Source organism: Geodermatophilus obscurus DSM 43160 (genome assembly GCF_000025345.1).
In the GTDB taxonomy this organism is placed as follows: domain Bacteria; phylum Actinomycetota; class Actinomycetes; order Mycobacteriales; family Geodermatophilaceae; genus Geodermatophilus; species Geodermatophilus obscurus.
The window spans coordinates 1627478-1640477 of sequence record NC_013757.1 but is presented as its reverse complement, the minus strand read 5'-3'; the positions used below and the strand labels follow the sequence as shown (position 1 = coordinate 1640477).

At 71.5% G+C, this 13000-nt stretch carries 9 protein-coding genes, 2 tRNA genes and 1 pseudogene; 4 read left to right on the top strand and 8 right to left on the bottom strand.

The window, feature by feature from the left end:
* Positions 1-59 precede the first annotated feature (59 nt).
* The gene (locus GOBS_RS07800) at positions 60-977 is read left to right on the top strand and encodes a DUF559 domain-containing protein (protein WP_012947739.1); all 918 of its coding nucleotides are present in this window, start codon (positions 60-62) and stop codon (positions 975-977) included.
* 128 nt (positions 978-1105) lie between these two features.
* Here the strand turns inward: GOBS_RS07800 and clpX are convergent, their stop codons facing one another.
* The 5 genes from clpX to GOBS_RS07775 form a co-directional block, all read right to left on the bottom strand.
* The gene (gene clpX, locus GOBS_RS07795; RefSeq protein ID WP_012947738.1) at positions 1106-2377 is read right to left on the bottom strand and encodes an ATP-dependent Clp protease ATP-binding subunit ClpX; all 1272 of its coding nucleotides are present in this window, start codon (positions 2375-2377) and stop codon (positions 1106-1108) included.
* Positions 2378-2660: 283 nt separating this feature from the next.
* A complete protein-coding gene (locus tag GOBS_RS07790) occupies positions 2661-3287 on the bottom strand; it encodes an ATP-dependent Clp protease proteolytic subunit (protein ID WP_012947737.1) in 627 nt (208 codons plus the stop codon).
* Positions 3288-3305: 18 nt separating this feature from the next.
* A complete protein-coding gene (locus GOBS_RS07785; protein WP_012947736.1) occupies positions 3306-3941 on the bottom strand; it encodes an ATP-dependent Clp protease proteolytic subunit in 636 nt (211 codons plus the stop codon).
* Positions 3942-4310: 369 nt separating this feature from the next.
* Positions 4311-5786: a trigger factor gene (tig, locus tag GOBS_RS07780; RefSeq protein ID WP_012947735.1), complete on the bottom strand. Its 1476-nt coding sequence runs from the start codon at positions 5784-5786 to the stop codon at positions 4311-4313.
* A gap of 113 nt (positions 5787-5899) precedes the next feature.
* Positions 5900-5976, bottom strand: a tRNA-Pro gene (locus tag GOBS_RS07775).
* Between the two features lie 88 nt (positions 5977-6064).
* On the opposite strand from GOBS_RS07775, the gene GOBS_RS07770 reads away from it, so the two are divergent.
* Positions 6065-6138, top strand: a tRNA-Gly gene (locus tag GOBS_RS07770).
* On the opposite strand, the gene GOBS_RS25300 is transcribed toward GOBS_RS07770, so the two are convergent.
* Together GOBS_RS25300 and GOBS_RS07760 are read right to left on the bottom strand one after the other, a co-directional pair.
* The gene (locus tag GOBS_RS25300) at positions 6127-7173 is read right to left on the bottom strand and encodes an SDR family NAD(P)-dependent oxidoreductase (protein WP_243697668.1); all 1047 of its coding nucleotides are present in this window, start codon (positions 7171-7173) and stop codon (positions 6127-6129) included. The genes GOBS_RS07770 and GOBS_RS25300 overlap by 12 nt on opposite strands.
* 593 nt (positions 7174-7766) lie before the next feature.
* Entirely contained in the window at positions 7767-8504 is a 738-nt protein-coding gene (locus GOBS_RS07760; RefSeq protein ID WP_243697667.1) for a type 1 glutamine amidotransferase domain-containing protein, read from the bottom strand.
* A 369-nt stretch (positions 8505-8873) separates the two neighbouring features.
* Between GOBS_RS07760 and GOBS_RS07755 the strand changes: the two are divergent.
* Positions 8874-10105: pseudogene (locus tag GOBS_RS07755) on the top strand (IS256 family transposase).
* Between the two features lie 360 nt (positions 10106-10465).
* On the opposite strand, the gene GOBS_RS07750 reads toward GOBS_RS07755, so the two are convergent.
* On the bottom strand, positions 10466-10948 hold the full coding sequence (locus GOBS_RS07750; RefSeq protein WP_243697666.1) for an ATP-binding protein: 483 nt from the start codon (positions 10946-10948) through the stop codon (positions 10466-10468).
* A gap of 280 nt (positions 10949-11228) precedes the next feature.
* Between GOBS_RS07750 and GOBS_RS07745 the strand changes: the two genes are divergently transcribed.
* Positions 11229-12917: a SpoIIE family protein phosphatase gene (locus tag GOBS_RS07745; protein WP_012947732.1), complete on the top strand. Its 1689-nt coding sequence runs from the start codon at positions 11229-11231 to the stop codon at positions 12915-12917.
* The last annotated feature ends 83 nt before the right edge of the window (positions 12918-13000 follow it).

Genomic DNA, 13000 nt, shown 5'->3' with positions numbered 1-13000 from the left:
CGCTCCACAGCACCGGCACCCCGGCTGCACCTGGCCGGCACGGGACCCACGGTGGTGGGGTGGCGCGTGACCTCCTCGTTCTGCTGGGCCCGCACGGGGTCGCCCGCGCATCCGAGCTGGCCGGCCAGGTCGACCGGCACACGCTCGGTCGCTGGGTCGCCGACGGCCGGCTGCTGCGACCGCACCGTGGCGTGCTGGCCGCGCCTGAGTGCTGGCCCGAGTGGCGTACTCGTGCGCTCGCCGGGGTCCTCGCGACCGACGGGACACTGAGCCACAGCTCGGCCCTCGCTGCCTGGCGTGTCGCCGAGGACGCCGGCCCGGTGCACGTGTCGGTCCCGGCCGACCGCCGCGCGCTGCACAGTCCGGGCCTCGTCGTCCACCGGGTGCAGGACCTGGTCACCGACCGGCTCGGTCCCCTCCCCGTCACGCCGCTCCCCCGCACGCTCGTCGACAGCTGGGGCTGGGCGCACGGCCGTCGAGGTCACCCCCGCGCCGTGGAACGGGCACGCGCTGCCGTGATCGAGACACTCCGCGATCGTCGGGTGGGCGCGGCGCGGCTGCGCGCCGAGGCCACTCGCCGGCCGGCACTGCCGGGCCGTGGTGAGCTGGTGACGCTGGTCGGTCTCGTCGAGCAGGGCTGCCAGAGCGAGCTGGAGATCTGGGGTGTGCGCGAGGTCCTCCAGGGACCGGGGATGCCGCGCTTCGTTCAGCAGCACCACGTCGTCCTGCCCACCGGGGTCGTCCGCCTGGACGCCGCGCTGCCCGAGCTGAAGGTGGCCGTCGAGCTGGACGGCGCCGCCTTCCACGGCAGCGTGGACGCGCGGGAACGCGACACCCGCCGTGATGTCGCTCTGGCTGCGCTCGGGTGGGTGGTGCTGCGGTTCAGCTACCGGCGGCTGACCCGGGAGCCAGCGGGCTGCCGCCGCGAGATCCTGCAGGTCTGCAGGGCCCGGGAGACGCTCCTCACCCGCAGGTGATGTGCGCTTCCGGCGCACCTACGGCGCCCGGCTGCGCCACAGGTGCACATCACTCGGCTACACGACCCCCGGAAACGGCGACGGCCCGCCTCCCTGGTGGGAAACGGGCCGTCGCGGTGCGCCTGGGCTCAGGCCGACTTCTCGCGGGGGGCGCGGTTGGGCTTGCGGGGCACGATCGTCGGGTTGACGTGCTCCAGCACGACCTCTCGGGTGATCACCACCGAGGCGACGTCGTCCCGGCTGGGGACGTCGTACATCACCGACTGCAGCACCTCCTCCATGATTGCGCGGAGACCGCGGGCGCCGGTGCCGCGGAGGATGGCCTGGTCGGCGATCGACTCGAGGGCGTCGTCGGTGAACTCCAGCTCCACCCCGTCGAGCTCGAACAGCCGCCGGTACTGGCGCACCAGGGCGTTCTTCGGCTCGGTCAGGATGTTCATCAACGCGTCGCGGTCCAGCTTCTCCACGCTGGTGATGACCGGGAGCCGGCCGATGAACTCGGGGATCATCCCGAACTTCAGGAGGTCCTCGGGCATGACCTCGGCGAAGGCGTTGGCCTCCTCGATCTCCTTCTTGCCGCGGACCTCGGCGCCGAAGCCGATGCCCTGCTTGCCGGCCCGCTGCTCGATGATCTTCTCCAGCCCGGCGAAGGCGCCGCCCACGATGAACAGCACGTTCGTCGTGTCGATCTGGATGAACTCCTGGTGCGGGTGCTTGCGGCCACCCTGCGGGGGCACCGACGCCGTCGTCCCCTCGAGGATCTTCAGCAGCGCCTGCTGCACGCCCTCACCGGAGACGTCGCGGGTGATCGACGGGTTCTCGCTCTTGCGGGCGATCTTGTCGACCTCGTCGATGTAGATGATCCCGGTCTCGGCCCGCTTGACGTCGTAGTCGGCGGCCTGGATCAGCTTGAGCAGGATGTTCTCGACGTCCTCACCGACGTAGCCGGCCTCGGTGAGGGCGGTGGCGTCGGCGATGGCGAACGGGACGTTGAGCATCCGGGCCAGCGTCTGGGCGAGGTGGGTCTTGCCGCAGCCGGTCGGGCCCATCAGCAGGATGTTGGACTTGGCCAGCTCGACCGAGTCGTCGCGGCTGCCGGCACCGCCGGCCTGCACCCGCTTGTAGTGGTTGTAGACCGCGACCGAGAGCGCACGCTTGGCCTTGTCCTGGCCGATGACGTACTGCTCGAGGAAGTCGTGGATCTCCTTGGGCTTCGGCAGTTCGTCGAACTTCAGGTCCGACGACTCCGAGAGCTCTTCCTCGATGATCTCGTTGCAGAGATCGATGCACTCGTCGCAGATGTAGACCCCGGGGCCAGCGATGAGCTTCTTGACCTGCTTCTGGCTCTTCCCGCAGAACGAGCACTTGAGCAGGTCACCGCTCTCACCGATTCGTGCCACCTGCTGACCTCCACCTCGGGGGGATTCCAGGCTCCTGGTGTCTCAGGAGCCCGCCTGTTGATGGTGCTGATGTCCCGCGTTCGGCCCCACTCCGGCGAGGCTCTCCTCCCGGCACGTCAGTCCGGGGATCGGGCGCTCGCCGACCGTACCTGCCGGCCCCGACCCCGGAGGGCGATGACTCGCCCGGCGGGGGCGGCGCCTTTGACCACATGCATCCCGCGTCCCCGACGGTACGGGTCGAGCGCCCGACACGCGCGCACTCGACCCGTCCCGGTTCGGCGGATCAGGCCGGGAGGGCGTTGAGCTTCCGGCTCTGGATCACCGCATCGACGATGCCGTACTCCTTGGCCTCCTCGGCCGTGAGGATCTTGTCGCGGTCGATGTCGGCGCGGACCTGATCGACCGAGCGGCCGGTGTGCCGCGCGAGGATCTCCTCCATCTGCGCCCGGACCCGCTGGATCTCGGCGGCGTGGATCTCCAGGTCGGAGACCTGACCGCCGGCCTCGCCGGAGGGCTGGTGGATCAGCACGCGCGAGTACGGCAGCGCCAGCCGCTTGCCCGGCGTGCCGGCCGCGAGCAGGACGGCGGCGGCCGAGGCGGCCTGGCCCATGCAGACGGTCTGGATGTCGGGCCGGACGAACATCATCGTGTCGTAGATGGCCATCAGCGAGGTAAACGAGCCACCGGGCGAGTTGATGTAGATGGTGATGTCGCGGTCCGGGTCGGCCGACTCCAGCGTGATCAGCTGGGCCATGACGTCGTTGGCCGACGCGTCGTCGATCTGCACCCCGAGGAAGATGATGCGCTCCTCGAAGAGCTTGTTGTAGGGGTTGGACTCCTTCATGCCGTAGCTCGTGCGCTCCACGAAGGAGGGCAGGATGTAACGGCTGGAGGGCATCTCGAAGCTCATGTCAGTTCCTCCGAACCGTCAGTTGTCGGTGACCGGGTTGGTGCTGTCGGTCATGGCGGCACGGCTGACGACGTGGTCGACGAAGCCGTACTCCAGGGCCTCCTGCGCGGTGAACCAGCGGTCGCGGTCGGAGTCCTCGTTGATCCGCTCGACCGGCTGCCCGGTGTGGAAGGACTGCAGCTCGTTGAGCTCCTGCTTGGTGCGCCGGAACAGGTCCGCCTGGATGGCGATGTCGGCCGCGGTGCCGCCGACGCCGGCGGAGGGCTGGTGCATCATGATCCGCGCGTGCGGCAGGGCGTAGCGCTTGCCCTTGGTGCCGGCGGTGAGCAGGAACTGGCCCATCGAGGCGGCCAGGCCCATGCCGTAGGTGGCGACGTCGCAGTCGATGAACTGCATCGTGTCGTAGATCGCCATGCCGGCGCTGACCGAGCCGCCGGGCGAGTTGATGTACAGGTGGATGTCGCGCTTGGGGTCCTCGGCCGACAGCAGCAGCATCTGGGCGGCCAGCTGGTTGGCGATGACGTCGTCGACCTGGGTGCCCAGGAAGATGATGCGCTCGCGCAGCAGGCGCTCGTAGACGGAGTCGCCGAGGTTCATCCCCCCGGCGGCGCCACGCAGGAGCGGCGCGCTCGCCTGGTTCGGGTTGGTGCTCACGGGTGCGGTGACCTCCGTTGGACTGTCGTGCAGTCGGTCTCGCTGGGCGGGGCTGGTGGTGCAGGCCGGGCACCGCCGCGGTGCGGTGTACCCGGTGCCGATCTGGGTCTGCGTCGACCCTAACGCGCGTGCAGGAGGGGGCAGTCCCGACTCGGGGGGTGTTCGCCGTCGGCGCAGCGGCCGGCCGCTCCGTTCCCTCCCGGGACCAGCGACGCCGCCCCTCCCCGGAGCCCGGGTGGGACGGCGTCGGTCGTGCACGGCCCCCGTCCAGAGGCTCGCCTCGAGCCCGCTCGGGGTGAGGCGGACGGGCGGCCCCCCGCAGGGCCCCGCCGCGAGCCTGCGAGTGGTGGGGGGCAGGGGGGTCCTTGATCAGGCCTTGGTGACGTCCTCGGTGTCCTCGGTCGCGCCCTCGGCCGCCTCGACGGCAACCGCGTTCGCGACCTCCGCGTCGGGGGCCTCCTCGGCGTCGGCGTCGGCGTCCTCGGCGTCGGCGTCGGTCCCGGCGGCGGCCGGGGCCTGCACCGTCCGCGGGCGCAGCGCCTCGAGGTCGACCACGTTGCCCGAGGCGTCGGTGATCGTCGTCTGCTCCAGGAGCTGGGCGAGGGTCTTGGTGCGGCGGACGTCGGCGACGAACTCGGCGATGTTGCCGCCCTGCTGCAGCTGCTGGGCGTACTGCTCCGGGCTCATCCGGTTGCGCTGCGCCTGCGCCATGATCTGCGCCGAGAGGTCCTCGTTGTCGACGGTGACCTCACGGGCGTCGGCGATGGCGTCCAGGATGAACTGGGTGCGCACCGCCTCCTCGATGGTCTTGCGCTGGTCGGCGTCGTAGGCCTCGCGGCTCTCGACACCGGCCATCTGCAGGAAGCTGTCCCAGTCCATGCCGGCCTGCTGCAGCTCGTTGAGCATCGCCTGGTTGCGGAACTCGATCTCGCGCTCGACGAGGTTCTCGGGGATCGGCACCTCGACGGTCTCGAGCAGGTGCTCGACCAGCTTGTCGCGGGCCTGCGCCCCCTGCTGCAGCACCTTGGTGCGGGCCAGCCGGGTGCGGACGTCCTCGCGCAGCTCCTCGAGGGTGTCGAACTCGCTGGCGGTGGAGGCGAACTCGTCGTCCAGCTCCGGCAGCTCCTTGGTCTTCACCGAGCGGACGGTGACGGTGACGTCGGCCGTCTCGCCGGCGTTCGGCCCCTGCAGCAGCGCGGTCTGGAAGGTCGTGGACTCGTCGGCGGACAGCCCGCGGACGGCGTCGTCGAGGCCCTCCATGAGGTTGCCGGAGCCGACCTCGTAGGACATGCCGGTGGTCGAGCCGTCCTCGAGGACCTCGTCGCCGAGCTTGGCCTCCAGGTCGATGGAGACGAAGTCGCCGTCCTGGGCGGCGCGGTCGACGCCGGTGAGCATGCCGAAGCGCTCGCGCATGACCGAGATCTGCTCGTCGATCTCCTCGTCGGTGACCTCGACGTCGTCGACGGTGACCGCGAGCTCGTCCAGCGACGGCAGCTCGACCTTGGGGGCGACGTCGACCTCGGCGGTGAAGGCGAGGGTGTCGTTGTCGTCGAGGCGGGTCACCTCGATGTCCGGCTGGCCCAGGACGCGCACCTGGTTCTCCCGCACGACCTCGGAGTAGACCTCCGGGATGGCGTGCTGGACGACCTGCTCGAGGACGAGCGGCCGGCCGACGCGCTGGTCGAGCACGCGGTTGGGCACCTTGCCGGGGCGGAAGCCAGGCACGCGCACCTGCTTGCCGAGCTCCTTGTAGACCTCACCGAAGGCGTGGTCCAGGTCCCCCCACGGCACCTCGATCGCCATCCGGACCCGCGTGGGGCCCAGTTCCTCGATGGTGCTCTTCACAGCGGCAGTGCTCCTCGATCGACAGACGGGGACGGGCGCCGGACGACGCCGGGTCGACCCACGAGTCTAGAGACAGCCGTGGAGGCGCCGGTCCGGCGGGACGGGGACCGCGATGGTCGGGGTGGCGGGATTCGAACCCACGGCCCCCCGCTCCCAAAGCGGGTGCGCTACCAAGCTGCGCCACACCCCGTGGCGGGTCGAGTCTAGGTCCCGTCCGAACGGGGACGACGCGGCGCGGGGAGCTGGAGCCCCAGCGGCTACGCTGTCGAGGCACCGTCGCGGGTGTAGCTCAATGGTAGAGCCCCAGCCTTCCAAGCTGGCCATGCGGGTTCGATTCCCGTCACCCGCTCCACGTCCCGACCAGCTCCTCTGCGTGTCCGCCCAGCTGAGCGCGGGTCTTGACCCTGCTACGTGCCTCAGCCGAGAGGGTGCGCGGGGTCGACTGCCTGGCGGAGGACGGCCGGTCGACCATGTCCGTGCGGCGACCGCCCGGCCCCTGAGGACACCGGCGGTCAGGAGGGTCCAGCCACCGCCGGACGCCCCGAGGCCCACTCTCGGCCACGAGCAGGGAAAGGCCGCGTCGGGCCTTCCTGCGGCGGATCGGCTCAGGGCATCGGCATCCCGCCGGTGACGCCGATCCGCTCCCCGGTGATGTAGCTCGACTCCTGGGCCGCCGAGAAGACGTAGGCAGGGGCCAGCTCCGCAGGTTGACCGGCGCGGCCGATGGGGTCTCGGCGCCGAAGGATCCCACCTTCTCGGCGGGCATGGTCGCCGAGATCAGCGGGGTCCAGATCGGACCGGGGGCCACGGTGTTGACCCGGATCCCGCGGGGGGCGAGCTCCTGGGACAGCCCCTTCGTGAAGTTCACCAGCGCGCCCTTGGTGGAGGCGTAGTCCAGCAGGGCCGGGGAGGGCTGGTAGGCCTGGATCGAGGTCGTGATGATGATGCTCGAGCCCGGCTGCAGGTGCGCGACAGCAGCCTTGCACAGCCAGAAGGTGGCGAAGACGTTCGTGTAGTACGTGCGCAGCAGCTGCTCGGTGCTGAGGTCCTCGATGGTCATCTGGTAAGCCGCGTTGCTCACCAGCACGTCGAGTCCACCGAGCTCGGAGACGGTCCACTCGACGAGTTCTCGGCAGAAGGCCTCGTCCCGGATGTCCCCGGGCGCGGTCACGGCGGTGCGGCCGGCGTCCCGGACCACGCGGGCGGTCACCTGCGCGTCCTCCTCCTCGGGCAGGTACGACAGCACGACGTCGGCACCCTCGCGGGCGTAGGCCAGCGCCACCGCGCGCCCGATGCCGGAGTCGCCTCCCGTGATGAGGGCGCGCTTCCCCTCGAGCCGACCACTGCCCCGATAGGTCTCCTCGCCGTAGTCGGGCTCGACGGCCATGTCGGACTCCAGGCCCGGGTGCTCGATCTCCTGCTCCGGCAGCGCGTCCGGCTTGACGTGCTGCCCGGTGGGGTCCTGGGGGGAGTACTGGTCCTGGCTTATGGGGCTCCTTCGCCGTGTGGTCGGAACCGGTTCCTACCCAGGCCGCAGGACCGGCAGACCGCGGACCCGGACAGCGGAGTCCACGGCAGGCTGCGAATGACCGGGGGACGGCCGCCGGGGCGGTGGGACGGCAGCGACGGAGCAGGCGTGGGCAGGATCGACGCATGGCGGACTTCCCGCTCGAGCGATAGCCAGCCCCTGCACCCGGAGACGCATCCCGGCTGTTCGCCGGGGTGCCACATGACCGGCCCGGCGTGGGGCCTGCCGTCGACAGCGCTGCGGTGTGCCACGGTCCGGACGGAGCGGCGGCTCGGCGAAGTGGAGGCGAATGGGTGGACGCGCCCGGTCTGGGGCTGGCCGTTCCCGCTGACGCCGTCGTCGCCGTCCGCTCCAGCGGGCAGTTCATGCCCGACGATCAGGCGGCCGCTGTCGACACCGCGGAAAGCGCACCTGCCGCCGGCGACAGGACCAGGAACGCTGCGCGGCACAGGTCACCCCCGCGGCGCCGGCCCGCGAGAACCGCCCCGGGCGGCCGCCACCAGTCCGATGCCGACCAAGGCGACGGCAGACGGCTTCGGGGACCACCGCAGCGCCGTGACCGCCAGACCCGAAGGCGCATCGCGCTGCGGATCGGACTCGTCGTCCGCTGTCGTCCTCGCCGGCTGTGGGGAGGTCTCGGTGAAGGCCTCGAGCATCGCCGGGACGAAGGCTGCCATGTCCTGGGGCCCTCGGCTCGTGGTGAGGTTCCCGTCCCGTACGACCTGCCGATCCCACCACGTGGCGCCTGCGTTCACCAGGTCGTCCCGGATGCCGGGCCAGGAAGTGAGGGTCCGTCCCACGAGGACTCCCGCCGACGCGAGGACCCACGGTCCATGGCAAAGCGTGACGATGGGTCGGTCAGTCGCCGCGAAGGCGCGGACGAACTCCCGTGCCTCGGCGGACTGGCGGAGCAGATCAGGACTGATGAACCCGCCGGGGAGCAGTAGCCCGTCGTAAGCGGCAGGATCGGTCTCGCTGATCGTCTTGTCGACGCCCACCCGGGTGGCGGGCATGTGCAAGTTCACACCCCGGATGCGTCCGTGCCGGAGGGACACCACGTCGACCCCCGCACCGGCCCGCTTCAGGGCCCGCAGCGGGATGACCAGCTCGACCCTCTCGAAGCCATCGGCCGCCAGGGCGGCGATCCGCCGCCCCCTGAGCGGGCGTCTTGCGGGCATGTGGTTCTCCATCCCTCGAGGCACCGCAGCCGGCGCCGCCCACCGCCGGTGAAGGCGCAGACGGGCGCCGCGACCTGCTCTCGCCTGGCTGGTTTCTCTGCCAAACCGCTACCCACCGCCAACCCGGGACACGCCCTCAAAACGTCCTCGGCATGACGAGATCCCGGCCCCTGACCTGCCGGACTCTTGCCAGATACCGGCCGAAGGGCGATTCATCACGTCGGTGCACACCTGGAATCTGCCGGCTGCGGTGACGTCCCTGGAAGTGGTGTAGCTGGGTGGAGGCCTTGAGCTCGTCGGCGTGGTGCTGGCCTGCAAGAGGCCACCGCGTGGATCTTCTGCGTGAACCCGCCAAGGAACACGTAGGAGAAAGGCCACGCGATGGCCCTGGACCAGTCTGCCCTGCTCGAACTCCTCGAGGCACTCAAGCTCGCCCACGTCGACGACCGCATCCGCGCCGCGACCGAGACGCTGTATCAGGCGCTGATCGAAGCCGAGCTGACCGCCACGATCGGCGCCGCGCCGCACGAGCGCACCGAGGCCCGGACCGCCCAGCGCAACGGCTCCCGACCCCGCACGCTGACCACCACCGCCGGGGACCTGGAGCTGCGGATCCCGAAGCTGCGGGCCGGGTCGTTCTTCCCCTCGCTGCTGGAGCGGCGCCGGCGGATCGACCAGGCGCTGTTCGCGGTGGTGATGGAGGCCTATCTGCACGGCGTGAGCACGCGGAAGGTCGATGATCTGGTCCGGGCCCTCGATGCGGACACGGCATCTCCAAGTCCGAGGTGTCCCGGATCTGCGCCGACCTGGACGAGGAAGTGGCCGCCTTCCGCGACCGTTCGCTGGCCGAGCAGGCCTTCCCGTACGTCTTCCTCGACGCGACCTACTGCAAGGCGCGGGTCAACCGCCGAGTGGTCTCCCAGGCGGTCGTGATCGCCACCGGAGTAGCCTCCGACGGCCACCGGGAGGTGCTCGGCTTCGCCGTCGGCGATTCGGAGGACGGCGCGTTCTGGACGGCGTTCCTGCGCTCGCTGAAGGCCCGCGGGCTGGGCGGCACCCAGCTGGTCATCTCCGATGCCCACACCGGCCTGAAGGCCGCGATCGGCGCGGTGCTGTTGGGTGCTGCCTGGCAGCGCTGCCGGGTGCACTTCATGCGCGACGTGCTCGCCGGCGTCCCGAAGGGCAACGCCGAGATGGTCGCCGCCGCCATCGGCACCGTCTTCGCCCAGCCCGACGCCGAGCACGTGCATTCCCAGCTGAGCGTCATTGCCGGCATGCTCGGCCGTCAGTTTGCCCAGGTCGAGGCCATGCTGCGCGACGCAGCCGAGGACTTGCTGGCATTCACGAGCTTCCCGGTCTGGCACTGGAAGAAGATCTGGTCGACCAATCCGCTGGAGCGGCTGAACAAGGAGATCAAGCGGCGCACCGACGTCGTCGGCGTCTTCCTCAACCCCGCCGCGCTGCTCCGGCTGGCCGGCGCGGTGCTGGTCGAGGCCCACGACGAATGGCAGGTCCCCGACCGCCGCTACCTCTCCGAGGGCTCCATGGCACTGCTCAACCGACCAGACAACTCGACGGAGGAGGTGGCACAGCCAGCCCTGATCGCGTCATAGTTCAACCCGCAGAAGACCCCGCGAACCGGCCAGAGCTACACCACCGAGCGGGACGCCACCTCCGGGGTTGGGTCGCGCCGATCCGGGCGCGATTGGCAGGCGCAGGGATTGGCACGCAACTCTTGGCACGGGCAATCCCAGGCGCCCGTTCCGATCTTGCACCTGGGGTCGGGGGGACCCACCGGCGGAAGGCCTCCCCGGCACTTGCCGTCCCGGTGCCGGGATAGTGACTGCCCCGTCGGCTGGGCGGGCACCCTGCTGGGTGGGTGAGCACGGCGGGGGTCGGCAGCCCCCGGGCGCTCAGCAGCCTCGGCCGACGTGCTGGCCGATAGAGATGAGACCTGGGTGCAGGTGCCCGCGCTAGGCACTGCGGGAACCGGCTACGGCGCGCGGGGCCTGGCCGGGGCTGTACTGGGCGCGGCACCACGCGACCTTGTGATCACCCTGGACGTCCCAGCCGTGCGCGGCGGACAGGCGGGCGACCAGGTACAGGCCGAGGCCGCCCTCGGCTGCGTCGCGGCCCACCGCGGGTGTCGGCGGCTGGTCGGTCGCGGCGTCGCTGACCTCGAGCAGCCACTCGTCGCGGCCGGCGGTCACGGTCACCCGGATCGGTTCGCGGCCGTGCCGCAGCGCGTTGGACGCCAGCTCCTCGAAGGCCAGCAGCAGCCGCTCGACGGCGACCTCGTCGGCATCAGTGGCCCCGCTGCCGTCCTGCAGCGCGGCGGACAGCTGCCGCCGGTGGGCGGTCAGCTCGGCGGGGGTTGTCGGCTCCCACCGCCCCACCGCGATCGCATCCGGGCCCGGCGTCGGCCGAGGCCGCTGGCCCCACAGCGCCTCGCTCACCATCCGCCTCCTGGATCCCCGCCACGGCACGGCGCCGCGTGATTTCCACGTCCGTCATCGGCGGTTTCGCTGCAAGCGTGGATGGTCCCGGAGAAGTGTTGACAGCGCTCGCCGACGCTAGACACGCCGGCGACGCACGGCAGCGGTCCCGACCTCGGAGGCGGCAGAGCCACGAGTGTCGCGCGGGACCCGAGGATCGCCGTGGCGGCGGCTCGCGCGGGTACCCTCCGGGCTCGTCCTCTGCCGTGGGACATCCGCCGACCGTCGAGATGGAGCACAGGTGAGTCAGCCCACCGCAGATCGACTGCCGCAGGCGTGGCTGGCCGCGGCGATGGAACGGCTGCCCGACGGCGTCGCCGTCTTCGACGGCGACTGGACCATCCGCTACGCCAATCGGGCCGCCACCCGACTGCTGGGCGCCCACAGCGCCGAGCTGGCCGGCCGCAACCTGTGGATCGCGCTCCCCGAGGTCGCCGGCAGCGTGTTCCACAGCTTCCTGCTGCACGCCCGGACCCTGGGCACCCCGGTCACCTGGCGCGGCTTCTACGCCCCCGCCGGCCGGTGGCTGTCGGCGACCGCCGAGCTCGCCGACGACCTGCTGCAGGTCTGCTTCCGCGAGGTCGCCGACCTGCCCGCCGAAGGCCCCGCCGACCCGGCCGACGAACAGGTTGCCGCGGCCGGCGAAGACGCCGACCACGACCGGCTGCGCTTCCTCGCCGAGGTGTCCGAGGCGCTGATCACCACCCTGGACCGGGGCGAGTCGGCCGGCCAGCTGGCCGAGCTGGTGGTGCGGCGGCTGGCCGACTGGGCGGTCGTCGTGCTGCTCAGCGAGGACGACGGGCCCGGCGAGGAGGCCTGGGCGCACCGGGATCCGGCCCGCCGCGCCGACCTGGCCACCTACATGACCGGGCGGCTGCGCGGTACCGGCGACGACGCCGCGATGGTCGACGCGCTGCTCACCGGCGAGCCGGTGCAGATCACCACGATCCCCGAGGAGCGGGTCGCTCCGTCGCTGCCCACCGAGGAGGTCCGGGCGGCGTGGCGGCGGCTGGACACGGCCAGCTGCACGATCGTGCCGCTGCGCGCCCGCGGCGAGACCTTCGGGGCGCTGGCGCTGATGAACGCCGTGGGGCGGCCGCCGCACACCGAGATGGAGATCGCCACCACCGTCGAGGTCGCGCGCCGCGGCGCGCTGGCGCTGGACAATGCCCGGCTCTACGGCCAGCAGCAGCAGGTCGCCGAGACCCTGCAGCGCAGCCTGCTCACCCCGCCGCCGCAGCCGGACCACCTCGAGATCGCCGTGCGCTACCGGCCGGCTAGTGCGCACGCACTGGTCGGCGGCGACTTCTACGACGCGTTTCCCCAGCCCGACGGCGCCACCCTGCTCGTAGTCGGTGACGTGGCCGGGCACTCGGTCGAGGCGGCTGCGGCGATGAGCCAGCTGCGCAGCGCGGTCCGCACGCTCGCCTACGACCGCCCGGACAGCCCCGCGCAGACCCTAACCCGGGTCGACGGTGTGCTCACCGGCCTGGGCTTCGGGACCCTGGCCACGGTGCTGCTCGCCCGGATCGAGCAGCCGGGTGAGCAGGCCCGCGCCGGGCTGCGCACGCTGCGCTGGTCCTCGGCCGGGCATCTGCCGCCGCTGCTGCTGCACCCCGACGGCACAGCGGACCTGCTCGACAGCCCACCGGAGCGGCTCCTCGGCGCTGATGAGCCGACCCTCCGCACCGACCACGAGGCGACCCTGCAGCCCGGCGACACCCTGATCCTGGTCACCGACGGGGTGGTCGAACACGGCCGGGTCGACATCGACACCGGGCTCGCCCGGCTTACCGGCGCGCTGACCGAGCTGGCCGGCGTGCCCATCGACCAGCTCTGCGACCGGCTGCTCGACCGCATCGTCCCCGGCCGCGCCGACGACGACATCGCCCTCCTCGCCGTCCGCTGCCATCCGGAGCACGACCGCTAGGCCCGCCGGCCCTGTCGCCGTCTTCATCACCGCGGCCGCTCGCCTAGCGTCCCCTCCCGTCGCTGATTTCCCCGGAGCCCGCG

What these genes read in the sequence shown, in the direction of transcription:
- GOBS_RS25300 (WP_243697668.1), bottom strand. Translation starts at nt 7,173, where the DNA reads ATGGCCGTCGAGCCCGACTACGGCGAGGAGACCTATCGGGGCAGTGGT.
- GOBS_RS07790 (WP_012947737.1), bottom strand. Translation starts at nt 3,287, where the DNA reads ATGAGCTTCGAGATGCCCTCCAGCCGTTACATCCTGCCCTCCTTCGTG.
- GOBS_RS07760 (WP_243697667.1), bottom strand. Translation starts at nt 8,504, where the DNA reads ATGGAGAACCACATGCCCGCAAGACGCCCGCTCAGGGGGCGGCGGATC.